The organism is Bradyrhizobium sp. 76, from assembly GCF_023073025.1.
Classification (GTDB): domain Bacteria; phylum Pseudomonadota; class Alphaproteobacteria; order Rhizobiales; family Xanthobacteraceae; genus Bradyrhizobium.
On the sequence record NZ_JADPIS010000015.1, the window covers coordinates 158,620 to 185,258 of the forward strand.

32 protein-coding genes and 2 pseudogenes are annotated in these 26,639 nt (G+C 60.4%); 19 read left to right on the plus strand and 15 right to left on the minus strand.

Translation table 11 applies throughout. The features are described 5' to 3' along the window. Window positions 1-14 precede the first annotated feature (14 nt). The 6 genes from IVB48_RS01555 to IVB48_RS01580 all read left to right on the plus strand — a co-directional run bounded on the left by IVB48_RS01555 (window position 15) and on the right by IVB48_RS01580 (window position 7,800). Window positions 15-2,765 (plus strand): DNA-primase RepB domain-containing protein, encoded by a 2,751-nt coding sequence (locus IVB48_RS01555; protein WP_247396785.1) that lies wholly within the window; start codon window positions 15-17, stop codon window positions 2,763-2,765. Between the two features lie 375 nt (window positions 2,766-3,140). Beyond that, window positions 3,141-3,500: a helix-turn-helix domain-containing protein gene (locus IVB48_RS01560; protein ID WP_247396788.1), complete on the plus strand. Its 360-nt coding sequence runs from the start codon at window positions 3,141-3,143 to the stop codon at window positions 3,498-3,500. A gap of 918 nt (window positions 3,501-4,418) precedes the next feature. Continuing rightward, window positions 4,419-4,607 carry a hypothetical protein gene (locus tag IVB48_RS01565; protein ID WP_247396791.1) on the plus strand — a complete coding sequence of 63 codons (189 nt, stop codon included), beginning with the start codon at window positions 4,419-4,421 and terminating at the stop codon, window positions 4,605-4,607. Between the two features lie 237 nt (window positions 4,608-4,844). Beyond that, window positions 4,845-5,162, plus strand: a complete 318-nt coding sequence (locus IVB48_RS01570) for a hypothetical protein (protein WP_247396794.1) — start codon at window positions 4,845-4,847, stop codon at window positions 5,160-5,162. 241 nt (window positions 5,163-5,403) lie between these two features. Further along, the gene (locus tag IVB48_RS01575; RefSeq protein ID WP_247396795.1) at window positions 5,404-6,807 is read left to right on the plus strand and encodes a hypothetical protein; all 1,404 of its coding nucleotides are present in this window, start codon (window positions 5,404-5,406) and stop codon (window positions 6,805-6,807) included. A 186-nt stretch (window positions 6,808-6,993) separates the two neighbouring features. Continuing rightward, a complete protein-coding gene (locus IVB48_RS01580) occupies window positions 6,994-7,800 on the plus strand; it encodes a hypothetical protein (RefSeq protein WP_247396798.1) in 807 nt (268 codons plus the stop codon). A 243-nt stretch (window positions 7,801-8,043) separates the two neighbouring features. On the opposite strand, the gene IVB48_RS01585 is transcribed toward IVB48_RS01580, so the two are convergent. Beyond that, window positions 8,044-8,262 carry a hypothetical protein gene (locus IVB48_RS01585; RefSeq protein WP_247396800.1) on the minus strand — a complete coding sequence of 73 codons (219 nt, stop codon included), beginning with the start codon at window positions 8,260-8,262 and terminating at the stop codon, window positions 8,044-8,046. Between the two features lie 398 nt (window positions 8,263-8,660). Here IVB48_RS01585 and IVB48_RS01590 point away from each other — a divergent pair, with 398 nt between their 5' ends. Further along, window positions 8,661-8,876 carry a hypothetical protein gene (locus IVB48_RS01590; protein WP_247396802.1) on the plus strand — a complete coding sequence of 72 codons (216 nt, stop codon included), beginning with the start codon at window positions 8,661-8,663 and terminating at the stop codon, window positions 8,874-8,876. 197 nt (window positions 8,877-9,073) lie between these two features. Here the strand turns inward: IVB48_RS01590 and IVB48_RS01595 are convergent. Further along, window positions 9,074-9,461: pseudogene (locus IVB48_RS01595) on the minus strand (response regulator). 898 nt (window positions 9,462-10,359) lie between these two features. Between IVB48_RS01595 and IVB48_RS01600 the strand changes: the two are divergent. Beyond that, complete coding sequence (locus IVB48_RS01600) at window positions 10,360-10,740, plus strand: hypothetical protein (protein WP_247396804.1); 381 nt, start codon at window positions 10,360-10,362, stop codon at window positions 10,738-10,740. On the opposite strand, the gene IVB48_RS01605 is transcribed toward IVB48_RS01600, so the two are convergent. Continuing rightward, window positions 10,722-10,922 (minus strand): hypothetical protein, encoded by a 201-nt coding sequence (locus tag IVB48_RS01605; protein WP_247398119.1) that lies wholly within the window; start codon window positions 10,920-10,922, stop codon window positions 10,722-10,724. The genes IVB48_RS01600 and IVB48_RS01605 overlap by 19 nt on opposite strands. Window positions 10,923-11,111: 189 nt before the next feature. Between IVB48_RS01605 and IVB48_RS01610 the strand changes: the two genes are divergently transcribed. Beyond that, window positions 11,112-11,306: a hypothetical protein gene (locus IVB48_RS01610; protein ID WP_247396806.1), complete on the plus strand. Its 195-nt coding sequence runs from the start codon at window positions 11,112-11,114 to the stop codon at window positions 11,304-11,306. Window positions 11,307-11,330: 24 nt separating this feature from the next. Here IVB48_RS01610 and IVB48_RS01615 read toward each other — a convergent pair whose 3' ends face one another. From IVB48_RS01615 to IVB48_RS01630, 4 genes are all read right to left on the minus strand, one after another. Next, entirely contained in the window at window positions 11,331-11,585 is a 255-nt protein-coding gene (locus tag IVB48_RS01615; protein WP_247396808.1) for a ribbon-helix-helix domain-containing protein, read from the minus strand. Between the two features lie 11 nt (window positions 11,586-11,596). Then, entirely contained in the window at window positions 11,597-11,923 is a 327-nt protein-coding gene (locus tag IVB48_RS01620) for a hypothetical protein (RefSeq protein WP_247396810.1), read from the minus strand. Window positions 11,924-12,122: 199 nt separating this feature from the next. Then, the gene (locus tag IVB48_RS01625; protein WP_247396813.1) at window positions 12,123-12,725 is read right to left on the minus strand and encodes a hypothetical protein; all 603 of its coding nucleotides are present in this window, start codon (window positions 12,723-12,725) and stop codon (window positions 12,123-12,125) included. Window positions 12,726-12,797: 72 nt separating this feature from the next. Continuing rightward, a complete protein-coding gene (locus tag IVB48_RS01630; RefSeq protein WP_247396815.1) occupies window positions 12,798-13,151 on the minus strand; it encodes a hypothetical protein in 354 nt (117 codons plus the stop codon). Between the two features lie 113 nt (window positions 13,152-13,264). Between IVB48_RS01630 and IVB48_RS41080 the strand changes: the two are divergent. The 3 genes and pseudogenes from IVB48_RS41080 to IVB48_RS01645 all read left to right on the plus strand — a co-directional run. Continuing rightward, window positions 13,265-13,330 (plus strand): annotated as a pseudogene (locus tag IVB48_RS41080) (SEC-C metal-binding domain-containing protein); the annotation flags it as partial. A gap of 33 nt (window positions 13,331-13,363) precedes the next feature. Continuing rightward, window positions 13,364-14,944 (plus strand): hypothetical protein, encoded by a 1,581-nt coding sequence (locus IVB48_RS01640; protein ID WP_247398207.1) that lies wholly within the window; start codon window positions 13,364-13,366, stop codon window positions 14,942-14,944. A gap of 166 nt (window positions 14,945-15,110) precedes the next feature. After that, window positions 15,111-15,527 carry a hypothetical protein gene (locus tag IVB48_RS01645; RefSeq protein WP_247396818.1) on the plus strand — a complete coding sequence of 139 codons (417 nt, stop codon included), beginning with the start codon at window positions 15,111-15,113 and terminating at the stop codon, window positions 15,525-15,527. On the opposite strand, the gene IVB48_RS01650 is transcribed toward IVB48_RS01645, so the two are convergent. The 7 genes from IVB48_RS01650 to IVB48_RS01675 all read right to left on the minus strand — a co-directional run bounded on the left by IVB48_RS01650 (window position 15,464) and on the right by IVB48_RS01675 (window position 22,030). Further along, on the minus strand, window positions 15,464-16,486 hold the full coding sequence (locus IVB48_RS01650; protein ID WP_247396821.1) for a hypothetical protein: 1,023 nt from the start codon (window positions 16,484-16,486) through the stop codon (window positions 15,464-15,466). The two genes, IVB48_RS01645 and IVB48_RS01650, sit on opposite strands and share 64 nt — an antisense overlap. A gap of 480 nt (window positions 16,487-16,966) precedes the next feature. Further along, window positions 16,967-17,467: a hypothetical protein gene (locus IVB48_RS01655; protein WP_247396830.1), complete on the minus strand. Its 501-nt coding sequence runs from the start codon at window positions 17,465-17,467 to the stop codon at window positions 16,967-16,969. Between the two features lie 151 nt (window positions 17,468-17,618). After that, window positions 17,619-17,741 (minus strand): hypothetical protein, encoded by a 123-nt coding sequence (locus IVB48_RS41085; protein WP_256468851.1) that lies wholly within the window; start codon window positions 17,739-17,741, stop codon window positions 17,619-17,621. Window positions 17,742-18,294: 553 nt separating this feature from the next. Then, window positions 18,295-18,612 (minus strand): LuxR C-terminal-related transcriptional regulator, encoded by a 318-nt coding sequence (locus tag IVB48_RS01660; protein WP_247396834.1) that lies wholly within the window; start codon window positions 18,610-18,612, stop codon window positions 18,295-18,297. A 48-nt stretch (window positions 18,613-18,660) separates the two neighbouring features. After that, complete coding sequence (locus tag IVB48_RS01665; RefSeq protein ID WP_247396837.1) at window positions 18,661-19,884, minus strand: ABC transporter permease; 1,224 nt, start codon at window positions 19,882-19,884, stop codon at window positions 18,661-18,663. Further along, a complete protein-coding gene (locus IVB48_RS01670) occupies window positions 19,881-20,606 on the minus strand; it encodes an ABC transporter ATP-binding protein (RefSeq protein ID WP_247396840.1) in 726 nt (241 codons plus the stop codon). The genes IVB48_RS01665 and IVB48_RS01670 overlap by 4 nt, the downstream gene beginning before the upstream one ends. Further along, window positions 20,603-22,030, minus strand: a complete 1,428-nt coding sequence (locus IVB48_RS01675; RefSeq protein ID WP_027567435.1) for an efflux RND transporter periplasmic adaptor subunit — start codon at window positions 22,028-22,030, stop codon at window positions 20,603-20,605. The genes IVB48_RS01670 and IVB48_RS01675 overlap by 4 nt, the downstream gene beginning before the upstream one ends. A gap of 598 nt (window positions 22,031-22,628) precedes the next feature. On the opposite strand from IVB48_RS01675, the gene IVB48_RS01680 reads away from it, so the two are divergent. The 6 genes from IVB48_RS01680 to IVB48_RS01705 all read left to right on the plus strand — a co-directional run bounded on the left by IVB48_RS01680 (window position 22,629) and on the right by IVB48_RS01705 (window position 25,578). After that, entirely contained in the window at window positions 22,629-23,288 is a 660-nt protein-coding gene (locus IVB48_RS01680; protein ID WP_027567434.1) for a response regulator, read from the plus strand. 165 nt (window positions 23,289-23,453) lie between these two features. Next, window positions 23,454-23,855 (plus strand): curlin subunit CsgB, encoded by a 402-nt coding sequence (locus tag IVB48_RS01685; protein ID WP_247286972.1) that lies wholly within the window; start codon window positions 23,454-23,456, stop codon window positions 23,853-23,855. Window positions 23,856-23,974: 119 nt separating this feature from the next. Beyond that, a complete protein-coding gene (locus tag IVB48_RS01690) occupies window positions 23,975-24,367 on the plus strand; it encodes a curlin (RefSeq protein ID WP_247396846.1) in 393 nt (130 codons plus the stop codon). Window positions 24,368-24,399: 32 nt separating this feature from the next. Next, complete coding sequence (locus IVB48_RS01695; RefSeq protein ID WP_027567431.1) at window positions 24,400-24,777, plus strand: curlin; 378 nt, start codon at window positions 24,400-24,402, stop codon at window positions 24,775-24,777. 79 nt (window positions 24,778-24,856) lie between these two features. Next, complete coding sequence (locus IVB48_RS01700) at window positions 24,857-25,267, plus strand: curlin (protein WP_276576824.1); 411 nt, start codon at window positions 24,857-24,859, stop codon at window positions 25,265-25,267. A 20-nt stretch (window positions 25,268-25,287) separates the two neighbouring features. Continuing rightward, window positions 25,288-25,578 carry a hypothetical protein gene (locus tag IVB48_RS01705; RefSeq protein WP_247396851.1) on the plus strand — a complete coding sequence of 97 codons (291 nt, stop codon included), beginning with the start codon at window positions 25,288-25,290 and terminating at the stop codon, window positions 25,576-25,578. Window positions 25,579-25,631: 53 nt separating this feature from the next. Here IVB48_RS01705 and IVB48_RS01710 read toward each other — a convergent pair whose 3' ends face one another. Continuing rightward, window positions 25,632-25,916 carry a hypothetical protein gene (locus IVB48_RS01710; protein WP_027567428.1) on the minus strand — a complete coding sequence of 95 codons (285 nt, stop codon included), beginning with the start codon at window positions 25,914-25,916 and terminating at the stop codon, window positions 25,632-25,634. 281 nt (window positions 25,917-26,197) lie between these two features. On the opposite strand from IVB48_RS01710, the gene IVB48_RS01715 reads away from it, so the two are divergent. Continuing rightward, window positions 26,198-26,638, plus strand: a complete 441-nt coding sequence (locus IVB48_RS01715; protein WP_247396854.1) for a hypothetical protein — start codon at window positions 26,198-26,200, stop codon at window positions 26,636-26,638. The last annotated feature ends 1 nt before the right edge of the window (window position 26,639 follow it).

Consider the following 26,639-nt stretch of genomic DNA (forward strand, 5'->3'; position numbering starts at 1 on the left):
GTAGAGATTTCGAAATGCCCATCATTGATAGCAGCGCGCGCGCTTGCGCGCAAGTTGGCGACCTGAAAACGAAGATCGGACCTGTCGACTTTCTCAAGGCTCTATTCGCTTACACGACCGGTCCGGTCTACATCTGCTCGTTCGCCAATGAGCGCGATGACCCGACGCAGGCAAGCGAGCGTCACGTCATCACGCGCAAGCCGGTCGAGATCGAGGCGTTCGCCAAGAAGTGGGACAAGCCCGGTCGTGGGCTGTTCTTCTGCCTCGCCTCGATGAAGCCCGGCATTCAGCGCCGCAGCAAGGACGGCGTCGAGCAGTCAATCGGCTTGTTCGCCGACATCGACTTCAACAAGGTCGATGGTCTCGGCTCTGATCCGCGCGCTGAAGTGCTGCAGAAGCTCGGGCGCCTGCGCATCCTGCCGAGCGCGACCGTGTCCTCTGGCGGCGGCGTGCATGCCTATTGGCTCTTCAAGGAACCGATGGACACGCAGCTCGAACGCGAGCGCATCGAGAGCGCGCTGCGCCAGCTCGCTGACATCGTTGCCGGCGATCTCCCGGTTTGCGAAGTCAGCCGCGTGCTGCGCTTGCCCGGCTCGCACAATACCAAGGACGGCGCATGGAACGACGTCGAGATCACGTCGTTTGATCCTGACCGCCGCTATGAGCTGGACGATCTCGAAGAGTGGTTCAGCGAGCAGTCGCCCGTGATGCTGCGCAAGGTGCGCCAGCGCGGCGCGACCGTGCATGAGATCGAGGACGACTTCTTTGCGCAATATGCAAAGCAGTTCGACATCAAAGCGCCGATCGACGTCGAGGCGCGGCTGAACGCCATGATCTATATGGGCAGCGGCGAGAATTCGATCCATCAGACGCAAATCCAGTGCGCGGCCTCGATGCTGAGCCGTGGCATGGCGATCGATGAGGTCGTCGCGATCCTGCTTGCGGCAACGAAGGTCGCAGCCGGCGACTATGGCAAGCGCTGGAACTGGCGCATCGAGGAGCGCAACATCCGCAAGGACTGCGAGAGCTGGATCAAGAAGCATCCGCCTGAGAAGAAAACCCCGCGCGCTGAGCGGCAGCGGGCTGCCGAGCAGCCGGCGCCGAAGTCGATGCCGTTCACCGTCATCGAAGGCGGCGCGGCGACTGCGGCGATCGAGCAGCCGATCATCATGCCGAGCCCAAAAGCTGATGAGCTGCATGCCGTGCTTGGCAAAGCCGTGCTCGACAAGATGGCGCACAGCGGCGATCAGATGATCAACACGAAGGATGGCACGTGGTTTTACACGGCCGGCGTTTGGGAGCTGCGCGTTGAGCCGAAGTGGCTGAACGTCCGCATCGAGGAAACGTGCCAAGGGCTCGGCTTCAAGAGCACGACCAAGATCACCAACGAAACCCGCAACTGGATCGAGCGCCGGCCGTCGCTGTGGCGCGAGAGCGAAATCCCATGGGACCAGCACGGCAAAATCCCGACGCGCTCGGGGCTGGTCGATCCGCGCACGGGCGAGCTGGAGATCGCGCGCGCTGATCACTTCTGCACGTGGCGCATCGATTTTGACTATGACCCGGCCGCGACGTGCCCGTGGTGGGAGACCATGATCGCCGATATGTTCGGCGACAAGGACGATCAGCGCGATCTTGTGCGCGTTGTTCAAGAGCTGTTCGGCTGCGCGCTGATCGACAAGAAGCCGCGCTCGCTCTCGAAGGCGTGCGTGTTTTGGGGCATCCAGAACCTCGGCAAGTCGGGGCCGCTCGATGTCATCGCCGGGCTGTTCGGCAAGTCGATCAGCGCGCCCATTGGTTCGGTCGAGGGCACGCATGGACTGATGTCGTTCCAGCATCGGGCGCCGTGGGTGTTGCACGAAGCCTTTAACGGCCAGTGGAACTTCTCGACCAACGTCAAGTCGATCATCACGCAGGACCCGGTGCAGATCAACGTGAAGAACGGTCCGATGATCAACACCGTGATCCGCGCGCCGATCTTTTGGGCGACCAACTTCCAGCCGCAGTTCAAGGAACCGACGCGCGCGATCGTTGACCGCATGATCGTGATCGAAGTGTCGCGCCAGTTCTCCAACCGCAAGCCGATCGGCGCCGCCGCTGAGGCACTGCGTCAGGGCTTTTCCAAGCCCGGCGAGTTGGTCGTGGCGACCGAACTGCCCGGCGTTTTGAATTGGGCGACTGCCGGGCTTCGCAGGGCGCTGGAGCGGGGCTCCATTGAGACCACCAACGCAATCGAAGAGACAGCCGACGCGATCCACAAGGATAGCAACCTCGTCGCTGGCTTCCTCGCCGACTGCGTCGAGTTTGATCCCATGGCCCGGCTCCGCTCCTCCGACTTCTGTTTGGCTCATTCGGCATGGTGGCTAGAGCTGAAGGGCGAAGCTCGGCGTCTGCCGACCAACGAAGCGGTCGCCAAAGCGCTGAAAGCCATGGGTGACGCGCGCATCGGCATGGACCGCAACGAGATGCGCGATAGCGCGAGCCGTTACTACTGCGGCATCGCGCTGAATGCGGCAGGTCTTCGCTACCACCGCGCCGCCTATGAGAGCCGCCTGTTCGAGGGAAAGACCGCGACCGCGACCGACCCGGCGCGCGAGGTTAACTCGCTCATTCCAGTGAGCTGGAATGACCGCGAGACCATCGTCAAGATGCGTGCCGGTCACGACACCGGGTCACAAATGGATCGCGGGTCACTGACCGGTGACCGCGAAAGCGGCGTAAGGACGTTTCTGGTCACGACACCGGTCATCGGCGCAAGTCCCTGAGCACCTTTGTTTTTCGAGCTGCTGTGACCGTAATGACCCCTTTTCTTTCAATTGCTGAAGAAGATGAGAAACGAGGGAAGTGACAGGGAAAAGACAGGCAAGAAAGAGGGTTTTAGAGAAGTAGGAGTTTTCGGGTCAGATGGGTCATCGGTCACGACGGCGTCGCGGGGGCCGATCGAGAGTTGGGCAACCTCGGCAAGGCAAAGGCCCGGGCCCTTTGTCTTAGGGTCCTTGTCGGGGCGGACGTGGGGAGGGTCGCGCCCGCGCCCGATGGTTGCGCAGATCCAACAATTCCCTAGGCGGTTGATATTACAGCCGCGATGAACCCCACGAGCACCAACTCCAAACCAAAGGCTTATAGAAAAGGATAATTCAATGCCGAACCACCAACGCCTGATCAATCTGCTGTTGCAGATACTTGCCGAGCTTGGCTGGAAACCACCGGTCGGGGATGTCATCGATGAGATCGCCAATGGCGGCTTGCTCACGGTCGTGCAGGCGGCCGCCATTTGCGAAGTGACCGACCAGACGATTTACCGCTGGATCGACCATGCCGGCAGCCTCGGGCAGTCCCTCGGTAAGAAGAGCACGACGTGGTTGATCGGCACGGCGCGCCTTGTCGCCTACCTTGAGGCGCATCAGGGCGGGTTGCCGGCGCGCGTGAAAGCCGAGAACCTGCTGAAGAAGTATTGGCCGAGCTGGTCGCAGGTCGGGGGATTGGGTCAGGGAGATTGAAGAGCGGGTGCCACAATCGCGAATTGTCCGAGATCAACAAGAAAAGAAAGGCGCCTAGACCGGTGATGGAGAGATTGACCAGCGCATTGTCGGAGCAACAACTCGTCATCCCATCTGTCCAGCGCATGCTGGCGTTACCACGGGGGGTGGCGCGGATATGAAGAAGGAGCGGTCATCCTGTTTTGGGCTGGGTAGCTCGACCTAGCTTGAGTTTGCGTGCCCTGTTTCGCAAAGATGCGACAGGCCGCCTAAGTACGACTGCAATGCTGGGCCACGACTTGCCGGCGCGAAAAAGAGCAAACAGCTTCTGGTCTTCTTCAGAAGTCCAGTTAGTACCTCGGTGCGCCGCTCCTCTCGCCATCAACTACCCTCAACCCATTGAATTGAATGCAGAATATTGAGAATTCGTAAGCTGGTCAAGATTGGCAAACCCGGTCCTGAGCCCGAGGAGTGTGTTTGCAATGCGCGCTGGCCGATCAGATGATTTTCAAGCCTTTCTCGAACCCCGTTCCATCTCGCACGGCGCTACCAGCATTGGAGCTGGATTTCATGAGCATCCTCCGTCCGCATCTCGACGCCACCGTGGCACCGACCAATCGCTTTGACCCACCAGACCATCTACCGCTGGATTAACGGGCGCCGGCAGCAAGGGCAATCCCTAGGTACCGCCGCACGTGAAGCCGAGAACCTGCCGAAGAAATATTGGCGCATGTGGCCGAGGGCGGGGAATTGCGTCAGGGAGAATGAGCAATGAAGTCCCAAGCTAACAATGCTCGGTGGCTCTACGCTCGAACTGGGAACTGCCTCCGTGTAGGATTAGTCCCGGTAGGTGTGTTACTGGCAACCGAGGCTGTTTTTATCATGCGGTATGGCGTTCGTTAGGAAACTAGCGACGCTATCGGCGTTGCGAGAATTGTCATGGACGACAGTCAGCGCCGCGCCCGCGAAGAGGCGAGAGAAGCCTTGGAGAAGATCAAGCAGGAGACGGAACTGCTTAGGTCCACCCTCGCTGAGACGCGCCAGCATATCGACGCAAGCCGCCAGCTTCTCGCGCAGGCTCCGCCTCAAAGCAGGCCGCTGCGAATTCAACTTCGGTCGTACAGGTAAAACTTCACCGGGCGCGCCCGACCTCATGTCAGTTGAGGAATTTTCCCCAACTGATTTGCTAACCTTGCCTCCTTGCCGTCCTCACCGACGCACTTCGGCAACTGTCCATTATTGGACAGTTGGACGCGCATCCCATCTGATCGCAAGGACGCACCTTTTGAAAATGGCAATCGGAACCCGGAAACGTTAGGAAACTCGCGCGTTTAGCAGACCGGGGCAACGCAGTGGAGGAGACGCATGCGAACAGCAACTCTCGCGATGATTGTCGTTGCCGGAAGCGCGATTGCCTTCCAAGCAGCGGCGCAACAGCAAAAGGCCGCACCTAGTGAGCAAACCAAGGAGGAGATGCACGGTGATGTAGACAAAGGGCTCAAGACTAGCGAGCCCAACGAGCAGATGCAGCGTGATGCAGACAAAGGGGTCAAGACGCGCAACTCCGGACAATCCGGTTACGTGGCCGATCAAGACAAGCCGGGCGCTTCTGCGCATGCTCCGGGCCGACCGGGAAGTGAGCAGACGACCGGCTCGGGGAGCCAGACCGGCGCTCCAAAATAGAGCCATTAGCGCTCGCGTCGGCGGCGAGTTGCGCCAAGGTCGGCTTGACCGCGCGGCGCTCAGATTGGCCGGCCACATTTCGCGGTTGGCCCCGGCTTAGCTACTCGCCGCCGAATGTCCGTTCGGGGTCAAAGGTGAAGCACTCAACCTGAGCAGATCCTGCCCGCCACGGCCTTACTTGGCGGACCTCAATGAGGTGCCACGGTGTCCAAGAGCTTGGAGTTGCCGCACGATTTGTCAGTTGGCGAATTTTCGCCAACTGATTTGCGAGCCTTGCCGTCCGCGCCGACGCGCTTCTCAACTGGCGAATTTTCGCCAGTTGTTGCCTTGTGAGTTGCCGCAACGGTTTGGTGATGGACCCAAGTTCGCGACCGACTGCGCGATCCGATTGCTTCATCAGCTCCGGTTTTGGTTCGAAAGCAGCGACAACGCTCTTGCTCGCGGCCACATGCGCTACGAGACCTTCGATCTCTTTGCGGGGGCGATCGAAATAGTTGTAGACGAACTGCTTCCAGCTCTGATCGTCCGCCTCGACGCGGGCGCGCAGCGTGACGAGCATTTCGCCTGCCTCCTAGAGCCTCGCATCAGCTCCGCCAAATGCGCAAAAATGTGGAGCGCGCCACGACAAACCGCGCCCAATGTGGACTGCTCCACGCGGTGGATCTACGCAAATCAGGGTATGTCGGCTTACACTGGCCGTATGAAAAATCCATTCCGTAAAGACCCCACGCACAATCTCGGAACCACGGTCGCCTCGCTGACGACGCGCGGCGAACAGCTCGTCGCGAAACGCGCGACGGCACAGCTCGCCTTGGACGAGGCGATCAAGGCTCGCCAGCATACGCTGCTTGCGGGCGACCTCGATGATCAGCGCGCTCTGCACAATCTGCAGGGCCTCGTGGATACGGCAGCATCAACGCTGACCGGCATCGATGACGCGCTGACTGTGCTCGCGCATGACAAGGCCGAAGCAGAGCACCAGATCAAAGCTGAACACGAGCGCAAGCTGCGTGCGAACGCCGCAGACAAGCTGCATAAGCAGGTCGCCGCGATCGAAGCGGCATTGCCGATCTACTTGCAGGCGTCTCGCGATCTTGCCGATGGCCTTTCTAAGATCGATTGGCATTTCGAGACCGGCCAAATGGCGAGCTTCATTCAGAGCACGATGGGCCAGATCGAAGTCGCCGCCAACTTCGCGCTCGCCGAGCTGAAGTCGATGCAGGAGGCCATTCGTGGGGGTCAGCAGCCGGCCCCGCAGGACGCCTCTTCGATGCCGGCTGTGGAGCCTGTGCCGGAGCCGCCGGTCATGACTGTTTTCATGCTTCGCAGCGGCGAATTTCGTGACCATGACGGTCGCAAACAGTTTGCCGGGCAGTTTGAGGATGCAACGATGCCGGTTACGCCGGCACATCGCGCGTTGCGCAAAGGTTACGCCGTCCTGACCACCGACCCGCGTCGTGCGCAGCTCCGTGGCTCTCGCGGCGGTGACTTCAATCCGAACGCGCCGGACGTCGTTGATCTCGATGCGGAGGAGCGGAACGGCGAGTTGCAGCATGCTGATCCCATTCTCCGTGCGGCGAACTTCACGAAAATCGACCGTAGCGCTGAAGCGCGCAAGATCGAGATCTCGGTTCCGCGCGTGTGATGATGCGTAAGAAGATCACGACGCCGCCCGACACGATCACGACCCGAATTGACGGTTGGATCGGTACCTCAGGTCGCATGCCCGGGTCCGTCGCGGAGCTGATCTCGCGCCATGCCGGGGCTTGCAGTCCAGCTATCGCGGCGATCCGCGCGCGTATGGTGGCGCGCCACAAGAAGGTTCTCGGTCATGACTAAAGGAATTCCTGCCGATGAGTGCGGCGCGTCTGCGGCGACCGCTCTCGGTGGAAAGGCGGCCGCTGCCGGCGTCGAAGGCAATAGAGAGGTCGGCGGCGGCCCTGACGACGAGGTCGACGAATACGACGAGCTTCTGGCAGCGTTGGGCCGCACGCCCGAGCACGATCATCGCATTGCTATCCACGAAGCCGGGCATGCCCTTTGTGCACGCCTGCTTGGGCACGATGTTGGCGGCATCACCGTCAACCCGGATGCCGCTCGCGGTTACGAAGGCTTGTGCTGGGGGGTTGGACACAGCGAGGCGTTCGTGGGAGGCGCCGGCGATGCTTGCGACATTCTCGATGCACTTAGCGAGCATATGCCGCAGGCAGGCGAAGATCGTCGCACCGTGGCCGACATTTTCGAGAACGTCTACAACAGGTCTATCGAGTTCCTTGCCGGTCGGGCTGCAGAGCGCATGCTGATCGACGGAGAGCCGCCGACGCCTGCTGACGATCTCCGGCAAGCGCGCGAGCTTGCCTTGCTGATCTGCAAGAGCGAGCATGCCGTCGAGACCTTCATCGCACACTGCGAGGTCGCAGCGCGTGATTTGATGAAGCCCTATGGTGACGTGCTGATCGTGCTGTCCACCGTGTTGCGCATCAAGCGGACGCTGGATGGCGCTGAGATCGACGAGATCATCTCAGACGTGCAGGCGCGTAAGGCGTTGGCAGTTGAGCATCGGCGGCGCGCTGATTGGCGCGCACGCGAGCTCTCGGCGAAGTCGTTTTCGAGCCACATAGAGGCCACGATCGGATGACGTGATTGCGACTGCATCGGCTGGGCATGATCGGCGGATGGACCCGGACCCAGTCATGGCAGGACCCTCGGAGCTAGTCTCCGGGGGTCTATTAACGGCCGACGCGGCTTTGCTCTACATCAACGCGACAGCAGACTGCTATGTCGGCGCAAGATTATGCCGACGATCTCAGCACGGCATTGCGCTACTACTCACTGGAGACGCCGGTATCGCCCCAAGTGCATTCTGAAAGGCTCTTTGGGCTCACAGGTTGGGATGCTGGATATCGGATGCACGCTTCTTTACGCAGCCATCTTGTATCGAGCTGCCCGTGCATTCTTTGTAGAGCTCAAGAAGCTCCCCATCCGCTAAGTGGTCCCAGTACTCCGCCTCGGCGAGCAGGTTCCAGCTTCTGTCAGGATGATATGCGGCACTCTGTCGGCACAACGAGGCCATCGCGCGCAAGCGGCGTACGGTTTTCATTCCCTTCCTCCCGCGTTTTCTAACTTTTCCCCACCTTATTTTCTGTTTTTGCGTCAGACGCATCATGATTATGATGCAGAAGTATTTTTAGGTTTTTCCGATCGCCGACTAGTCGGTTGATGCCGCGCTTGCTGCGAGAAACTTTCGTTTCGGCTTCGCATTGCGCATTGGTTCACGCGCGGTGCGCTGCCCGTGGGCATTCGTTCCGCACTTGGAACTTTGTACGTTCGCCCGCATGAACCCAGCCCGGCAGTTTGCGCCTATTGGAGGATGGCGCCCCGTTTGTTCGGCGTTCTTCATCGGCTTGTTATGTCCTCCAAACGTAACTCACCCGAATGGCCTAGCATCCTCGCCGTTCTTGCGATCTACTTTCGGCGGCTATCTGCAGGGAGGGAGCGATGTCCTATACAATCGGATTTGTACGTAAGAACGAACGAGATGTTTGGGCGACCGAAACGCCGACAGCTCATCAGGCGGTCGCTATGATTGCGACACTTCAGGAGAGCGCCGAAGAGATCAGGTTCATCAGTTCACCTCAAGAAGGGGAGATGGGTATCGAGATGCTTCGGCTGTTGGCGAAGGAAGAAGCCGAGGAGCTGCCGATGGGACGATGACGCCAAAGAAGATCGGCACGAGCGCGTCGGAAGCAAAGATAGCGAGTGGCTGAGAGCACCACGCGGCAAACCAACTCGGAATAAGTTCGCAGAGATCAGGCGCCGCCTTGAGCTGCGGGCTATCGCTTTCCCGTTCTACGCTTCGCCGGTTGCGCGTGAGATGCTGACGATCTTGGGAAAGGGAGATCGAACCAAAACTAGTTGCTGGAGACCGGCTTCGAGCCGACGTTCAAAAGCTGTGAGATGGCTGTCACGATTTGCGCGGGGGGCAAAGGGTTTCCGAAGAAGGATGCTGTTCGGAACACCTTGGAAGGGCCATTCGTCAGCCGCAGCTCCCGTCATGTACACCACCGGGAAATTCGGAGCGACCTCGCGGGCAGCGCGCGCAACCTCCCATCCATTAAACCGACCCAGCAGGTTGATGTCGGTCACGAGAGCGCAGTAATTGGTTTGACGCCCCTTTAGCAAGGTAACGGCTTCTTCACCCGTTCGCGCGGTGGCTGGCTCAAAACCGCCTTCGTTCAACACGTCTGCGACGACACCTTGAACTGCTTCATCGTCTTCAACCAAAAGTACGATCGGCAATTCCACAACGCCCTCTGCTATGCCGCAACTCCGCAGATGTTACAAAGTGGACACAAGGAAAAGGTTCCAGAAGGGAACTCCATAGCGGATGCTTATATTCAGCTAGTGAAGTTGGTTGGACGCGGCGAGCGGAAGCCCGCTAGGGCACCTTTTGGTCCTGCCGGAACTGACGTATCGCTTGCGGCGCTTCTGTTGGTTATCTTCGCAAAAGTTCGCCCAGCGAAGCAGTTGCCTCCGCGCACCGTATGCTGTCGATCTGTCTAGATACGGAAAGTGCATCGCGCTTCAGCGCATCGATTGTTGAGCGCGCGGTGAGATCACGTTCAAACGCACTTAATCGCTTATTCAAATCGTCCAACTGCGACTGCAAGCTCCCGACAGTCGCCAAGTGACTTGCGCTCCAAATCCTTCGCATAGTTGATCCCCTGCGTTGCCTCACGCGGTTGTGAGGAACGTTGTTGACCGGATTTGGCAACGAAGCCGGCAACTTTCTGGCGAACCTAAGTTCTTTGGAACCGTTGCAACATTGTCACAGATGACCCGTTTTGCGGGCTCCCACCTCCCACTGGTTGCGTTGCAGCATGGCGCCGCGAATAATGCCAACATGCATTGCGATACAGACGTGTCGACCGAAGTGGCGAGGTATCATGCGCTCGCTCAGGAGTGTCGCGCCCGCGCATCTCAGGCGCGACATGCCTCGGACCAAAACGCTTGGTTGGCACTCGCAGATGAATGGCAAGTGCTGGCGCAATCGGGGCCAAACCGGGCTACAACTCGCGATGCATCTGACTGACGGCGACGATCAGGTGGGGCCGTTCTAGGATTTCGACCAACTGATCTAAAACAGCCGGAAAAGCACGACCGTTCGACCGGTCTACTTCCGTTAGTCGTTGTCGTGATGGATGACTTCTTTCTCTCTGCTGCCGTCCTCATTCTCTCTCTTGATCACGGTCGTTCTATCAGTTTCCCGATGCTCGGGCTCCCTGATGACAGTAGTGCGGTCGCGATCAACGGGTCGGCGCTCATGCGTCTCGCCAACAGTGACGCCTCCGCCGACGGGACCGGCCTGAACACCAACGCCAACTTCATCAGCAACTACGGGTGTCGAGATCGCACTCGCGAGCAGTGCAGCAAACAGGTACCTGCGCATCCCATTCTCCTTCAGCTTTCTGGCGCTTGGAGAATGTTGGTCAGCGGCAATATGTTCCTCGACAAGGCTTCTCATTCTTCACACATTGAACGAGCCCGCCATGTGTTTACCTACGCGGTACGTTGCTGATGATCCCGGAGCCTTCGCACGTAGTAGCCCTGTGTTTCGACTGCTGACTTGATTTCGTCGCTGACCTTGATCACCCGCTTCTTGCTCTTCCGCCATTTACCCCGCGAGCCGAGTACAGGCACTGCGGAGCCTTTCCACAGCACGAGCAGATCACGTTTCTGATTGAAGTAGACCTCGAACATCGTGCCCCCTTCCGGCCATCCAGCGTAGCGTGCCCGGGTGCCTGCACAGGTTGCAATTTTGCCACGGTATTCGTGCATTCTGGCCATCGTTCCACTTCGCACGACCCGTGACCTGTGGATTGTGGGCATAAGCTCAGTCAAACCTCGCCGAGCCGCAATTTCTGTTTGTACGTTGTTCGCATGTCACGCATGCAAACCAAAAGCGTTCTCGATGAATACGAACTGGCGATCGAGGAGATCATCGCCGCTTGTAATGACGACCCGCGCGATGCGCTTAGAGCATTGATGCTTCTCAACGAGCTGTTAGAGCATAGATTAATGCGCATCAGCGACCAAATGAGCGATGAGCTAGAGAAACGCCCCCCGCACGGCCTGCTGCATTAGGTGCGGCTCTGATCTGCTTCGTGGCTATATCCGCTCGTGGGAGCTATCGCCGTGCGCTGGCATCCGGGCGCGCAATCTATAGTGATCGAGCACGTACAGCCGGATGGCGCATGACAGATTTGCATGAGCGCGTCCATTATCGATTTCTGCGATAAGGTCCTTAAGGTTTGTGCCTTCCGTCAGAGCGATTTCGCGGAGGCTCGACCAAAATTCGTCCTCAAGGCTGATGCTCGTTTTGTGGTTACGAATGGCAATGGATCGCTTAGCAATCTGCGACATTGGATCTCCTGTTAAAATTCGTCCGGCGGCATCCGGCCTTGCGCCGCATCACGGACCCGCGTCATAATCTTCGAATAATAATCTTCCCGCTCCCGCCGAAACCGTTCTTGGTGCGCTTTGAAGTTCTCTACGCGCTTGCTGATCTGCTCGCGCTCGGACGGACCATAATTATAAGGCCGAGGTGCCGGACGGCTGGGCTCGTTTAGGATCGATACGACGAGGTCAAGCGGAGCTTGCGGACCGGCAACAGGCGAGTTGTGAGGAATTGCGAGCGCCGTCGCCGCTGCCAACGCGGCCGTCTCGGCCATCAGCGCTTCTAGCTCTTTGCGGTAGTCCATCTTACCAGCCCTCCGCTAAAGCGGGATTTTGGTGCGGGAGCGGGTAGGTAGTCAACGGGTCTGGCCGGTCGTTCGCAGGAAACCGAGTGAAGCCTTCTTCCGAGAGACTAAGGCAGCCGCCCGCCGCGCACGAGTGCCTGTTGCTGGGGATTTGATGGTCGAAACTGAACCATCTCGGCGTTTTGGGGGATGATGTCCATCATTCCCGCCTTGGAGGCAGCCTAATGGTATGTTTAGCTCTGTCTTCTTCGAGCCGCCGGTTCATCCACCGGCTTTTGGCGAATGCCTCGAAGAAATGATCCTTCGGGATGCTCCTGATTTCCGCAAGACGTTCATCCGGGATGCCATCCACGTACGCTTTGCGGCCAGCTTCCGTCAGTTGGTCGGGGTGGTGGAAATAGCGCCAAAACATAAACGCGGCTTCCTCGTCAGTATTTGGCTCTTTAATCGTAGCTAGGCCAAGTATGGCAAAAAGGATGAAGATTTCAGATGCCACGGGTTCAAACTCAAGCGACCCCTCTGGATCGCGGTCGGCATGTTTGAAAAAGTTTGCGGGCGATCTGATGAGCTTGTTGTACTCCGCGCGATGCTCGTCTTTGATCACATCGCTATCGAACACTAGATCGCGCCGGTATTTGTCCCGGTGAATGCTGATGAAGTGGATCACCTCATAAGCCGCAAAGGCCAGTGTGTGAATGGAGACTGCATCTCCATTGCGAAACCACAGACGTATTGCGGTCGCTAACTGGCGGCGTGCAGCATCCAGCTTAGTGACGATCATTGGTGATTTATCTGCGGTCAAGCAAAAAGCTCCTTGCCAGCAGCTTGCGGGCCGCCATTTCGGGATCGGCGAATGATCGGGTGGCGGCGAATTTCATGCTCTGGCCTGCTGCGACGGAAGCCGCTCGCCGCGCTCCCACATCGCGTACTTCCGCGCCGTCCAGTCGCGCTGATCGCGCCACCCCTGATAGTCGGCTTCCGTTCGTTTCGCTGAAAACTTCTGCCAAGCGACCTCGAAGTCGGCGCGCGCTTGCTCGAAGGTCGGCGCGGTGCCGCCGCGCTGTTCGCCGGGATTGGAGCCGGGATAGAACCCGCATTGCCACTGCCAGCTTTCTTGCGCACCGGGGTTGCCCACGCATTGCGCGATGGTGCCGACATGCACATCATCGAAATAGATGTGCCAGCAGTCTTGGCGTTCGGGATATCGGCGGCGGGTGAGCACGGACATTCCGTATTGAAGCGCAGCAGGCCCGGCATCGGCAAGCCGCTACAGCTTGCGGTGGACGACGCGCCGGGCACAACGGAGGCGACGGCGCGCCACAACTCTGCGATAATCCCAAAATGAAGACTGGAAGGAATGAGCTGTGCCCGTGCGGGAGCGGCAAAAAGTTCAAAAGATGCTGTCTGGGTGCCGAAAAGCCGGGCATGCAGCGCGGACCCATGCCCGAACGTGACCCCGCCTTCTTGGCGCAAGCGCAAACCATGCTGCGTCACCATCAAGCGGCCGAGAGCGTACGCCAGCAGCAGCAAGGCCACGGTAACCCCATTATCTCGTGGATGGATGAGGCGAACGGCTTCCGCTTCGTGGCGGTGAAGGGGGCGCTCCACTGGGGCAATAACTGGGTCCTCTTCCCGAACTTCCTCGATTACTTCATGAAGAAGACGTTCGGCCATGACTGGGGCGAGCGCGAACGCAACAAGGGCCTGCATCCGCTCTTCCGTTGGCTGCAAAAGACCCAAGAATACAGCAGCCACAAGCCCGGCGATCCGAAGGTGAGGACCATTGTGATGATGGGCTTCATGGCGTGCTGGCTGCACTTGGCTTATGCGCTGTACCTGATCGCCCACCACGACGAGATACCGAACTTGCTGGTGAAGCGGTTGCGCCATCCCCTCAGTTTCATGCCCGCCTATCACGAGGTTGTCGTGGGCGCGGCTTTGGCCGTAGCGGGCATGGAGATTGCTTGCGCGGAGACGATGGCCGGATCGACGCCGACACCGGAGTTTAGGGCAAAGTCCAAGGCATCCGGAAAGACCTATGAGGTCGAAGCCAAGCGCAAGAACGGCTGGAAAGCGCCTACGACCGACGTGACGAATGCGGAGTTTCAGCGCGAGTTGGAAGGCTATGTGCGCGACCAGATCTACAAGGCGTCTAAGAAGAAACTCACAAATCCGGTTTTTTGGTTTGAGTTGAGCATCCCCACCATGATGGCCGAGGCCGACTGGCGCGTGGTCGCCGAAAAAGCCGAAGTTGCGATCCGCGACGCAGAGAAAAGCATGACCGTGGACGGGCAGCCGATCGCGCCCGCGTATGTCGTCATCACCAACCACACTTTCCTCGCCAACGAGGACGTAACGGGCAACTCCTGCTTCGGCTTCTTGGAAACCATCAAGATCGACGACTATCCCTTCGGGCGACCAATAGAGGTCGAAGCTGCGCTGGAGGGCTACGATAAGCACCGCGACATTTTCTGGCTCATGGAAGCTTGGAAGACGGCCAGCACCGTGCCGACCACCTTTGATGGCTCGCCGCCTGAACTGCTCGACAGCGACGGCAAGCCGCAGCCCACGGTCAAGATCGGCGCTATCATGGATGTACCAGACATGGATGGAAAAACGGTCCGTGCGACGGTAGAGGAGATCACTTCATGGGGCGAAGACAAGGCCATGCTCGCCGTCGCCGCTAACGGTCTCCGCTGGATCGTGACAATGCCGCTGACAGCAGGCGAAGCGCAAGCCGCGCGCCGCTACACGGATGCGGTGTTCGGCAAGGATAACGCCTCGCACGGACTGCGCGATGGCGATCCCTTCGATCTTTACGATTGGTTTCTGAAAGCGCACGCCACCATGACCCAAGAACAGGTGGACAAGTTCTTCGAGCAAAATCCGACCGGCGCCCACTACAGGGGTCTCCCGCTGAAAGAAGCGCGGGTTCGCGTCGCACGCGAACACGCGAAGTGGGCATGGATGCGTAGCGAGCAGGAGCGGACCGCCAAGGCGCAGCACGCCCCAGCGGAGTGAGGGCACGCTGGGCGGACCGTCGCGGCCACCTTGCACGACCGCTCGTCGGGTCCTTTGGGGCTCATACCAAATCACGGGGACCGCCCGACCGCAGGCTTTCAGCATATTTGCGTTTTTCGTTTTTGTGGTTTCTTTTGCTCAATCTCGCTTTCTTAAGGCTCACGAAATGAGGCGGATTGATCTGGTTCAAGCGGCAACGGCGGGCTGGGCGAGGCTCACCCCTGAGCAGCGCGACCGGTTTTTCAAGACAGGCTTGAAGGCGGCGTTACGGCTGGACCGGCTTGAGTTTCGCGCTTGGCTCCTGCGGCGGGTCAGGACCGCGCCGCTCGCCCCTCCTGTCGATCCGGCGGCCTTTGCGATTTCGGATCGCGACATGGCCGCGCTGCTGAAGCAGTTGCCCTTGAGGGCGAACGATGCCGATCGCGAGACCCAGCCGTACGAACGCTTCCGCCCCTCAGCATCGACCGCCTCGCGGTCGCGCCACGCGGGGAAGGGCAGCATCGCGGCATTCCATCCACTCTATGCGTCCTCAACTTCCTCCAACTCCTCTGGCTCAGAAAATTCGGTCAAAGCCAAGTCCTGAGACACGGCACGAGTGAAAGCGTCGAAATCGGCAGAGGTCCGCAAATAAAACCGCAGGCCGCGTTTATCGTTCACTTCCTTGACGTTGGGTGTCGAAAGTCGCTTGCTCCAAAACTGTTCGTCGCTATCAAACCTCCCAAGCTGCCACACGTACCCAAATTCCGGTCTGCACGTTACCCAGAAACGTCGCTTCCCGCCGATACGGTACATGATTTGGCGCCGATAGAGCCGCGCTTCTTGATTGCTTGCGAGGGCGGTTCGTACGAAGTCGGCTACGGCTGGGTTTCCGATAGACTTCAGCGCCTCGTCCCAATCCTTCCACGCGGCGGAGGATCGATCTGTCTTCTCGGAGCCGCGAGTGAGGGCCGCGATTTCAATCGGTGGATACACGCACGCACAAGTCAAATAGTCATTGCCGCCTTCCTGAGATAGCGACAGCCTGTAACATCGAATATCAACTTCAAAATTTTCATGAAGCCATTCGGCGGCGATCAAGAGAGCGGGGTCGAAGTCCTCTGCAACGAGTAAAATTCGCTGTTTTTGGTTGATCGCTGAAACGTCTGAGCCAACGTGTTCCTCTATCTCGGCGCGCGCATCATCGATTGATAGTGTGTAGTTCGTAGCTAAAGTTTGGATAAACCGGTCGGACGGCCACTTAGAAATCATTCCAGCGTAGCTTACCGCCTGAAGCAATTGGAGTTTGTGCGTGCCGCGCTTAAGCTCAATGACGACAGTCGTTCCATCTTCGTCCGTTGCAAGAATATCAATCCTGTCAGGAACGGCATCAGACGGACGAACTTCCTGACCAATCACCCAAAAGTTTTCGCCGATCTCTCCACAGAAGCTGTCCGGGTCTGTGCAGATCATGGCTTGCAAGTCTCGTTCCCAATGATCGGCATCCACAAAAGTGGACTTCGTCAGTCGGACTAACTTTTTCCCGCTCTTGTCGATACGAAGCACGTATTTCTCCATCCGCCTGATGTGACGCTCGCGCGATTATGCCCATACCAGCTTTGCTTGGCGAGCCTGTTACGAAGGACGTTTTGCGCAGTCAGCGACCCAGACCGCTCACCGCGCTGACGGGCGAGCGACAGAAGACGGCATCAGGTCATCGCGCCTTCAACACTGTAGCGCGTGGAACGGACATCCGCTCGGTCAACATCGCCGCCAGCACCTCGTCGGTGACCGGGTTGCGGATCGGCACGAGCTGGTTGTGAACCCTAAGACTGCAAAGGCGCTCGGCCTCACCGGGCCGCGCGGAGACTGCTCGTCCGCGCCGACGAAGTGATCGAGTGACACCGGCAGCGCAGAAAGACGAGCAACACCGCGATCTTGAAACGTACGCCATCACCACATCAACATCAGCCGTTACCGAGCGCGCTAGGTGCCGTTACAGAGTGCCGCTGCCGATACCCGATGGACCAACGGCCTTTCATTTGATCAGTCTTTGACGCCGCGCCGCGCATAATTTTGCCGCGTCCATTTGTCCAATTCAGTTGAAGATTTTCTGGCTGTCTCTGCGTAGTAGGCGTCGCGCAACCATTCGTCTTGCTCGTTCAGAGCCTTGATCTGATCTTCGCGGCTTGGCTCACCCGTAAGGATGGGTAGCGGAACGTTGCTCCATTTCGTAATCTCCGCTGCAAACTCAGCGCACCGTTCTATCGCGCCCCTGAGTTCGCATCCCGTGTAATATTGAGTTGGCGGTGTCGGCGTTGTCGGCTTAAACATCATGAACACCAAGAAGAACGCAGCGACGGCCATGAACCCGGTTCTCGTTGGACCTTCAATGCTTCTTCGGGCTACTCCGTCCGTGCTCTGCGCGCTGGCACTCTCACCCTCGCGATTGACACCCGGCGACATGCTCGGAGAAATCGTGTTGAAGAAGGTTCTGCTTCGCAGTTCGCTCAGTCCGGCTGCGGCTGGTTTGCGTTTGCGTGCCATACAATCTCCGCTTCGATTGCCTGCCTCGATAGCAAGGCGAGGTTGCCGACCAGTGAACCGGCCTAGTGGATGAAGGGTTTTTGATTTCATTCGGTATCGTCTAAAATTACCCTGCTCGAAGCGGCGCAACCGTCCACGAAAGAGGTGCCGGTCACCGGCAGGCACCGGCGGGCGGCCATATGCGGATGCTGGTCTTGGTCGCCAGCACCTCGTCGGTGACGGAGTTGCGGATCCTTACCGGCTTGCCGCTCGCGTTGGCTTCCAGCTCTGCCACCGAGCGGGCTTAATTGCCGCGAACGATTTGCAAAGGGAATAATAGCTTCAGCGGTTCGGGACACAAATGTGAACACATGGGCTTCATACCATTGAATTATATAGTCTTTTTCTCGATATACCTTCCCTGCGCAGTGGCTTTACGGCTTATGTCGCGCTCTCCCCGGGGAGCGATGCACTATTGCCCCCGTCGCCTTGCGGATGGCTGATGCGTGTGCCCGGTTGAGCCACCACATCACCGCAACGCTTGACGCACAGACCCCGGGCGTCAGGACCACACGATTTTGCCGTACGCCGATCATACCGGTCGTGTGCGCGAGGCCTTCACTCACGGTTGCCCGCCCTGCGAAGCCATTCGCGCCGATGTGACTAACGTCCACCGCCGTCCGGCCCGCGTTCGTGACGATCGCGATACGCCCCTCTTCCTTGGGCCGGAGTGAGAAATTCCTAACAAAAATCCGAATTCTAATAAAGAGAAATATTTTGCCGCCGTTCCGTTGACCCCGGACTTGGGTGTTTCGCCCGAAGTGACGCAAGGGATTGTGGCCCGGCGGTCAATCCGGCGCCGTCGGCACCAGCGTATTCCGCGCGACCGCCTTGGCCGGCGCCGCCGTCGCCGAATTGCGGCCGCCATTGGCCAGGTTGCGGCGAAGCGATGGCGGCGCCGCCTGGAGGGCAAAGATGATCGCGATCTGGGTCCGGTTCTGAAGGCGGTATTTGCGCATGATGTTGCCGATATGCGCCCGCACCGTGTTCTCCGAGATCTTGAGCTCGTAGGCTATGTTCTTGTTCTGCATTCCGCGTGCGATCAGCATCATCAGGTCCCGCTCGCGTGGCGTTGGTGTGATCGGGTGTTTCGGATCCGGACTCATGACTGCTCCTCCGTGGCCTTTGGTCGATGCGAACACCCCAGCATGTTCTCACTCCGTCTTGAGTGCCTCGATCGGACTGAGCTTGGATGCCTTGTGGGCGGGATAAAAACCGAAGACCAGGCCGGTCGCGATCGAGAAGGCGAGGGCAAGGCCGATCGCCTGGCCGTCGATCGAGGTGATCCATCCTGCCATGCGAGCGACCGTCATCGAGAGCGTGACGCCGGCACCGACGCCGATCGCGCCGCCGAGCAGGCAGAGCACGAGCGCCTCGCAGAGAAACTGAAGACGGATGTCCCGCATCCGCCCGCCAAGCGCGCGGCGGATTCCGATCTCTCGCGTCCGCTCGGTGACCGACACGATCATGACGTTCATGATGCTGATGCCGCCAACGAGCAGCGAGACCGAGGCGATGGCGACGAGCAGGAGCGCGACGGTGCGGATCGCTCCCTGCTGCGCTTCCATGGCGGCGGCCGGATCCTGGACCTTGAAGTCGTCCTCCTGGCCGGCGGGAATACGGTGGCGCTGCCGCAGCAGGTTTTCGATCTCCGTTCGCGCGCCCGCCATCTGTCCGTCGGCGGCCACCTTGGCGATGATGTAGGCGACCGAATCACGGTTGATGTTGCTTGCGCTGCCGAGGAAGCGCAACTTGGCCGTGGTGAGCGGCACGAAGGCGACGTCGTCCTGCGCCGGTCCCTTGCGATCGAGAACACCGACCACTTCGAGCGGCACCTTCATGATCCTGATCTGGGCGCCGATCGGGTCCTCGCCGGGCGCGAACAGCTCATGCGCCACCGTGCTGCCGAGGATCACGACCTTGCCGGCGCCTGCCTCCTCGCTTCCGGAAAAATAGCGCCCGGTCGCAAGCTGCCAGTCGCGCACCATGAAGTGCCCGGTCGTCGTCCCGTTGATGGTCGTGTTCCAGTTCTTGCTCTCGTGAATGATTTGGGCCGTTCCTGCAATCGAGCCGGCCGCAGCCTGGATCTCGGGGATCTGCTCGAGGATCGCCTGCACGTCACTCTCGGTCATGGTGAGCTTGCTGCCATCCTTGAGACGTACGCCGCCCTGGTAGACCGCGCCGGGGTTGATCATCAGCACGTTGGCGCCGATCGAGCGGATCTGCTCCTGCAGCCGAAGCTGCGCGCCCGACCCGATCGCAAACACGGTCACGATGGAGGCGACTCCGATCACGATGCCGAGCATGGTGAGGATGCTGCGCAACGGATTGAGGCGCAAGGCGTGCAACGCGATCTGGAAGCCCTGGAGCATCGTCATGGCGCAGCGCTCCGTTTCGGCAGGATCGGGACCAGCGTTTCGTCAGCGACGAGCTCGCCGTCATGCAGGCGGATCGTGCGCCGGCACTGGGTCGCGATCCCTGGATCATGCGTGATCATCACGATGGTCTGACCGGTGCGGTTGAGCGCGGCGAACAGGGCCAGTATCTCGGCGCCGGTACGGCTGTCGAGCGCGCCGGTCGGCTCGTCGGCGAGCACGATCAGCGGAGAGGCGATCAGGGCGCGCGCGATCGCGACGCGCTGCTGCTCGCCGCCCGAGAGCTGCCGCGGGAAGTGGTGGGCCCGGTGCACCATGCCGACGGCCTCCAGGCTCTGCTCGGCGCGGGCCAGACGTTCCTTGCGGCCGATGCCGCAATAGACCAGCGGCAGCGCGACGTTCTCGATCGCATTGTGGCGCGCGAGCAGATTGTAGGACTGGAATACGAAGCCGATGCTGCGGGCGCGCAGGGACGACCGGTGGTCTTCCGAGAGATCGGCAACGTCGGTTCCCTCGAGATAGAGCGCGCCCTCGCTCGGCAGGTCGAGCAGCCCTAGCATGTTCATCAGCGTCGATTTTCCCGAGCCGGACGGTCCCATCACCGCGACGATCTCGCCTCGCTCGATGTCGAAGCTGACGTTGCGCACCGCGGCCACCGCCACTCCGTCGGCGCGATAGGTCCTGGAGACCGACTGCAGGCTGATGAGGGGCGGGAGGGCCGTCATGATCCGAACCTGATGCCGAGAAACTCCATGCCGGCCGGCCGGATGGCCTGACCCACAGCGACCTGACTGCCCTCGACGAGGTCTCCGCTCCTGAGCGCGACCTGTTCGGTGCCGGCCGCGCCGACGGTGACGGGAATGCGCCGGAGCGAGCCGCTTGCGGTGCGTGCCCACACCCCGCTGCGCGCCGCGGCATCCGGCTGCGTGCCGGAGGGCTGGAAGCGCAACGCGGCAAGCGGCACTTTCAACACGTCGTCCTGCCGCTCGATCACGATCTTCACCAGGGCGGTCATGCCGGGCAGCAACGCGCCGTCGAGATTGGAGGTCGCCAGGACGACGGTGTAGGTCACGACGTGCTGCTGGTTCTGCGGTGCCTTGCGCACCTGCCGCACCACCGCCTCGAAGCGGCGGTCCGGGTAGGCATCCACCGTGAAATGGGCGCGCTGATCGGGGGCGATGCGCCCGATATCGGCTTCGTCGACCTGCGCGTGGATTTCCATATCCTCCAGCCGGTGCGCGACCACGAACGTGGTCCGCGATTCCAGTCCGACCGCGAGCGTCTGGCCCTCGTTGACGAACCTGCCGACGACGACGCCATCGATCGGCGAGCGGATCACGGTGCGGTCGAGATCGGCCTGGGCCGCAGCGAGAACGGCCGCCTTCTCCGGCACGGCCATTCGTGCCTGCTGCAATTCCGCCTCGATCCGGCGGATATCGGCCTGCGCGCCGTCGACTGAGTAGGCGTTCAGGGACATGAGGACTTCGGCTTCGCGTTCTTGGGCAAGCCTCGCGGTGAACTCCGTCTGGGCGTCATCCACCGCCGTTATCGCCACAACGTTTTGTGACTGTAGAGCCAGCTTGCGCTGCAAGGTCTTCTGCGCCGACGCCTTGACCGCCTGCGCGCTGTCGAGCTTGGCCACGAGTACGTCTCTGCTGCCCCTGGCGTTTTGCAGATCGATCCTGGCGCGGTCGAGCTTGGCCCGCTCGATGTCGACAAAGGAGTTCGCCACCGCCACCGCCGCCCTAGCTTCGTCGACCTTGGCCGCAAAGCTGCGCGGATCGATCAGGGCGAGCGGCTGATCCTTGCTGACAGTGTCGTTGAAATCGACATAGACCCGGGCGAGCTGCCCGGATAACTGGGAACCCACCTCGATCGTCTTGACCGGCTGCAGGGCGCCGGTGACGGTGATGGTCTGCTCGATGCTGCCGCGCTGGATTGAGGCAAAGCGGAACACGGGGGCATCCGATCCGAAGCTCCGTGCTTCCGGCCCGACGGGTTTGAGCAGCCGTTGGGTCGATTCATAGGCGCGGGCCGCTTTCTCCGCCGCGGCCCCGGCCGCGTCGCCGATGACGGCCGGCCCCGCGGCGTAGACCGTGGCGAGGCCGCATGCAGTTCCGAGCAAGGCAATAACTGGCACAAATCGCATATCAAAAACCCCGCCTCTTGAAATGGCATCGTTGGCGGCACAGACAAAGGTCGCGCTATGGTTGTAAATCCAAGAAAACGCAGTCGATCGTCAGTGTGTCGCTGTTGCCGGGGCGACGGTCGGGCGCGCTTGATGATCCAGAAGTAAAGTCTGCGGGGTGCTATCTTTCGTGACTTGCCGGAAATGCATACGGAGCGTATCGATATGACGCGCGCGGTATCGAACTCGACAAGCTGACTGAACGTCCCGTCTGCTCTGGCCGAAGCGGCCAGCGCCCGGCGTTCAAGTCGGCACGTGGGTGGCGATGCCATGACGCAGTCGGCGATACCGAAGTTCCGACGCCAGATCGTCGCATTGTCGATATCGCGCATCGCCATGATGCCGCAGGTCGCCAGGGCGAATCCCCCCAATCACGAAACCCGATATGTGAACGCCTTCACTCGTCTTGAACGGGTGTTGGCCCTAAGACGTCGAAGCGGCGGACCGGAGCGACTCGCTCGATCCCCGCGAATTCATCCAAGCACCTTGATCTCGCTTGCAAGAAGAATGGATGGCTCGTTGCTTGTTCATCGAGCCCCAAGCCGGGGAGCCCGTTGCCATGAGTTCAGGTCAAGCTACAGTTTATGTCATTGACGACGAGATCCAGATTCGAACCGCGATCGGAAGTCTCTGCGAGGAGACCGGGCATCAGGTAAAATTGTTTGCATCGACCGACGAGTTTCTCGGGGAGATTATTTCCGGCGGGCCTTCATGCCTCGTGCTCGACGTCCGCTTTCCCGGCACCGCGCCGACCGGCCTCGAGCTTCAGCGCCGGCTCGCCGAGACGGGCGTGCTGATCCCGATCGTCTTCATCAGTGGCCATTCCGACGTCCGCGTCTCGGTCGAGGCGATGAAGCGCGGCGCAGTCGAGTTTCTTCCAAAACCCTTTCGCGAGCAGGAGATCCTCGACGCGATCAGGCACGGCATCGAGCGCGACCGCAGGCGGCTCGAACGCGAAGATAGCGTGCGCGAAGCGCGCCAGCGCGTCGAAACGCTGACGGCGAGGGAGCGCGAGATCATGCTGTTGATGGCCGAAGGTCTCGTCGCCAAGCAGATCGCGGCGAGGCTCGGGGTGAGCGAAGTGACGGCCAAGGTCCATCGCACCAGGATGATGCGGAAGCTGGAGCTTCGCTCGCCGATCGAGGTGGTGCGGTTGGTCGACAGCATGGGACGCGAAGACGAGACAACACGAACCGGCACGGGACAACCGTACAGCTAGTGCGCGGACACCTAAGGCGCCGCGCAACGTCTAGTCCGTACCGATTAGCATGAACTGCAGTCTGTCGCACGCAGCACGATCGGTTCAAAGTCTGTCCTGCGATGTCGGCCTCCTCCAAGACGGCATCCGAACCCAGTCAGAGATCTTAGCCAGAAAGGATATTCCATGCGCAAATTGTTTTTTGCTTCCGTTGCCGTGCTCGCCCTGTCCTCCGCCGCGCAGGCCGCCAACACCTCGACCACCGTGCAAGTGGGCGTCGTGAACGGTTCCAGCGTCTCGCAGCAGGGCCTCACCAACGACAGTTCGTCGACCAGCCAGCTCGGCATCATCAATAGCGCGACCACGATGCAGGGCACCAGCGCGGCCTCGCTCAACAACGGCAGCACGGTCAACCAGGTCGGCGTGCAGAACTCGGCGACGACCGGCCAGGTGGCGTTCGGCAACAACGGCAGCGCGATCACCCAGAACTCGTTCGGGCCTGCCGCGCTCCAGAACAACGCCGCTGCCGTCGGACAGCTCAGCGTGTTCGGCGTCAACGGCAGCACCGTCTCGCAGACGGCGCACTAAGCCAGCCCCGTTTGGCCGGACGCGTCAACTGCGGCGCGTCCGCGCCATCCTTGAAAGCACCGCCTCGGGCCGGACGACTCGGTGAGAGCTTGTCCGCCGACTTTCGCGGAGGAAATGTCATGCATCAAAAATATTCCGTTGCCACGATCGTCGCGTTCAGCTTGCTGACCGCCGTCGATGCCCAGGCCGGCAACTCGGCCAGCGTGCTGCAATTCGGCACTACCAACAACTCCTTCATTTCGCAGAGTGGCGGCACCAACAACAGCGCCACCACGATGCAATTCGGCGCCACCAATGCTGCGACTACGTTGCAGACGGGTTCGCTCCTCACCTTCAACACCTCGGTGATCGGGCAGGGCGGCACGACTGCGACGGCGTCCAACACCGCGTTACTCGGCCAGGCCGGTGGCTCCAACTCGAGCCTGATCGGCCAGATCGGCGCGAACAACGCGGCGGCCGTCGGACAGCTCGGAATCCTGAACGGCTCGACGATTTTGCAGCAGACTCCTTGATCGCAAATCAATTTTCAGTCGCGAGGCATGTCATGAGGCATTTTTCAGGCGCCGCCTGTGGCGCATTTCTCACCTTATGTTGCGTGGGCGCCGGATCGGCCGGTGCGCAGACCGCCGACATCAAGACCATCGTATCGCTCGGCGGCCCGCCGGTCGTGCTGAACCAGAACAGCCAGCTCAACATGGCCGGCGTGTTCATGATCGGCGGCAGCACCAGCGCGACCGTCACTCAAAACGGCACGAACAACGCGACCGGAATCCTGCAATTCGGCGGGACGACATCGGCATCGGTCGGGCAGGCGGGCGTGAACAATGTCGCGTTTGTCGGCCAGGCCGGCCAGTCCACCAGCAGTTTCCTGGCCCAGTTCGGTGCGTTCAACTCGGCGACTGTTGTCCAGAATAGCCATTGAGCCGGGCGCGACCTCGTCGTCAGAAATGTAATGGGGGCAAGCGATGAAATGCGCTAGGCTACTCCTGGCATTGGCGGCATTGTTCGCCGTCAGCGTCGCGTCCGAGGCATCCGCCGGATCCGTCCAGCGCGGCGTAACGAACCGGAACGTGAGCATCGAAACGGTCGTGCAGTTCGGCAACAATGTCCAGCCGGTCACGATCGAAGAGAACAGCCGCATCAATATCGCGCGTGTCATCCAGATCGGTGGCACGGGAACGGTCGATGCGACGATCATCCAGAACGGCACGCGAAATTATGTCGACGTGATTCAGGTGGGTGGCACGACCAATTTGGCGATCGGTCAGTCGGGCGTGAGCAACATTGCCGATATCACCCAGGTCGGCAATTCCACCAACGCCCTTCTGCTCCAGATCGGAGACATGAACACGGGAACGGTGCGACAATTCGGGCGCTTCAACTGGCTGTCGATATTTCAGTTCAGCCGGTGATCGTGAAGGCGAGGTGCAATATGAGGTTCATCGCACTTGCAGCAGGAATGAGCATCATGATGGCAATGGCAGCAGGGCCGGCGGGAGCCGGCGAGTCAGGTGACGGCCACACCACAATAGTTCAGGACGAGAACGGCACGTCCGTCATCACCCAGAGCGGCGATCCGGCGCAGGCCGAGGTCAAGATCGAGAAGGAGCCCGGGCGCACCACGGTCTATCGCCGCAGCGGTGGCAACACCGCCATCGTGACGCAGGGCACCGGAAATGCGCAGGATATGCTGGACTGGCTGCGCAAGCAGCAGGGCCGCTGACGCACGAAGGCCCACCGTCCGCGATGGACGATGGGCCAGATCGTGAGCGGGCGTTACCAGCTGCGATAGACGCCGGTCAGTGTACCGTTGTTATTGCCCTCCGGGCCGACATCGCCCTGCGTCGAGCTCGGCGCCGGATGATTGGTGCCGTTGAGCGCACCGTATGGTCCAGCGACATCCGGATAGTAGGCGCGGGGCTGAACCGGCTGATAGGCCGGGGCGGTGCGGTCCCATCCCGCGCGCGATCCGTTCCAATCATAGCCCTGGGCCGAGGCGGCCGACGTGCCCGCGACGAGTGAAGCCGTGATCAGGCAGAGGAGTTTCGACTTGTTCTGCATTGGAGATGCTCCTTGCTTGTGTCGGGAGCCAACGACCGCAGTGCGGGAGCGTTCCGGGTGTCGTCGATCGAACCGATCAACTCCGATCAACTGGTTATGAAGTCCGTTTTCCGGAACACGTGCGACATCAGCCGCAATCCCGGGCGTCTTGCCGCAGTCTGTTCCCTGTTAATCCCGTGCCTTAACCAATAATTAATTATACGTTTGCGGGTGGGCGACAGCCCGGCCTAGCGTGTCGTGGGGAGCCGCTATCCGCGAAGCCAAACGAGTTGGTGCGTATCATGATGTCCAGATCATTTGGGGCGTTGCTCGCCTCGCTCAGCGCAGCCGCGCTGCTCCTTGCCCCCAGCGACAGTTTTGCCAGGCCCGGCGGCGCCGTCGCACATGCCGCCACGCCTTCCGGTCCGGCGGCGCGTCCGCCGATTGCGCCGGGCGCCAGGTTCCGTGGCCGCAACACGCCCTGGGTCTACTGGCCGGGCGGCGGCGGGTTCTACTATGACAATGCAGGTTACGGTCAGCCTTTTGCCGAGACCGCCCAACCCGTTTCCAGCGACGTTCGCTACACCTATACGTACGACGTTCCCTGGGATTGGACACATCGCTTCCCGCCGAACGTGGTGCCGTCCGACCGGCCCTACGTGCCGAGCTGTCCGACGGAGCATGTGACTGTGCCCGGCCGCGGCGGCGGCGAGCACACCGTCAACATCATGCGCTGCTACTGAG

Coding starts and splice junctions, on each gene's coding strand:
- IVB48_RS01660 (WP_247396834.1), bottom strand. CDS start 18,612: ATGAGTCCGGATCCGAAACACCCGATCACACCAACGCCACGCGAGCGG.
- IVB48_RS01685 (WP_247286972.1), top strand. CDS start 23,454: ATGCGCAAATTGTTTTTTGCTTCCGTTGCCGTGCTCGCCCTGTCCTCC.
- IVB48_RS01695 (WP_027567431.1), top strand. CDS start 24,400: ATGAGGCATTTTTCAGGCGCCGCCTGTGGCGCATTTCTCACCTTATGT.
- IVB48_RS01655 (WP_247396830.1), bottom strand. CDS start 17,467: ATGGCACGCAAACGCAAACCAGCCGCAGCCGGACTGAGCGAACTGCGA.
- IVB48_RS01585 (WP_247396800.1), bottom strand. CDS start 8,262: ATGAAAACCGTACGCCGCTTGCGCGCGATGGCCTCGTTGTGCCGACAG.
- IVB48_RS01615 (WP_247396808.1), bottom strand. CDS start 11,585: ATGTCGCAGATTGCTAAGCGATCCATTGCCATTCGTAACCACAAAACG.
- IVB48_RS01680 (WP_027567434.1), top strand. CDS start 22,629: ATGAGTTCAGGTCAAGCTACAGTTTATGTCATTGACGACGAGATCCAG.
- IVB48_RS01620 (WP_247396810.1), bottom strand. CDS start 11,923: ATGGACTACCGCAAAGAGCTAGAAGCGCTGATGGCCGAGACGGCCGCG.
- IVB48_RS01565 (WP_247396791.1), top strand. CDS start 4,419: ATGGACGACAGTCAGCGCCGCGCCCGCGAAGAGGCGAGAGAAGCCTTG.
- IVB48_RS01690 (WP_247396846.1), top strand. CDS start 23,975: ATGCATCAAAAATATTCCGTTGCCACGATCGTCGCGTTCAGCTTGCTG.
- IVB48_RS01555 (WP_247396785.1), top strand. CDS start 15: ATGCCCATCATTGATAGCAGCGCGCGCGCTTGCGCGCAAGTTGGCGAC.
- IVB48_RS01600 (WP_247396804.1), top strand. CDS start 10,360: ATGGATGACTTCTTTCTCTCTGCTGCCGTCCTCATTCTCTCTCTTGAT.
- IVB48_RS01665 (WP_247396837.1), bottom strand. CDS start 19,884: ATGACGATGCTCCAGGGCTTCCAGATCGCGTTGCACGCCTTGCGCCTC.
- IVB48_RS01570 (WP_247396794.1), top strand. CDS start 4,845: ATGCGAACAGCAACTCTCGCGATGATTGTCGTTGCCGGAAGCGCGATT.
- IVB48_RS01710 (WP_027567428.1), bottom strand. CDS start 25,916: ATGCAGAACAAGTCGAAACTCCTCTGCCTGATCACGGCTTCACTCGTC.
- IVB48_RS01610 (WP_247396806.1), top strand. CDS start 11,112: ATGCAAACCAAAAGCGTTCTCGATGAATACGAACTGGCGATCGAGGAG.
- IVB48_RS01640 (WP_247398207.1), top strand. CDS start 13,364: ATGCCCGAACGTGACCCCGCCTTCTTGGCGCAAGCGCAAACCATGCTG.
- IVB48_RS01560 (WP_247396788.1), top strand. CDS start 3,141: ATGCCGAACCACCAACGCCTGATCAATCTGCTGTTGCAGATACTTGCC.
- IVB48_RS01705 (WP_247396851.1), top strand. CDS start 25,288: ATGAGGTTCATCGCACTTGCAGCAGGAATGAGCATCATGATGGCAATG.
- IVB48_RS01670 (WP_247396840.1), bottom strand. CDS start 20,606: ATGACGGCCCTCCCGCCCCTCATCAGCCTGCAGTCGGTCTCCAGGACC.
- IVB48_RS01605 (WP_247398119.1), bottom strand. CDS start 10,922: ATGTTCGAGGTCTACTTCAATCAGAAACGTGATCTGCTCGTGCTGTGG.
- IVB48_RS01645 (WP_247396818.1), top strand. CDS start 15,111: ATGAGGCGGATTGATCTGGTTCAAGCGGCAACGGCGGGCTGGGCGAGG.
- IVB48_RS01580 (WP_247396798.1), top strand. CDS start 6,994: ATGACTAAAGGAATTCCTGCCGATGAGTGCGGCGCGTCTGCGGCGACC.
- IVB48_RS01715 (WP_247396854.1), top strand. CDS start 26,198: ATGATGTCCAGATCATTTGGGGCGTTGCTCGCCTCGCTCAGCGCAGCC.
- IVB48_RS01590 (WP_247396802.1), top strand. CDS start 8,661: ATGTCCTATACAATCGGATTTGTACGTAAGAACGAACGAGATGTTTGG.
- IVB48_RS01675 (WP_027567435.1), bottom strand. CDS start 22,030: ATGCGATTTGTGCCAGTTATTGCCTTGCTCGGAACTGCATGCGGCCTC.
- IVB48_RS01630 (WP_247396815.1), bottom strand. CDS start 13,151: ATGTCCGTGCTCACCCGCCGCCGATATCCCGAACGCCAAGACTGCTGG.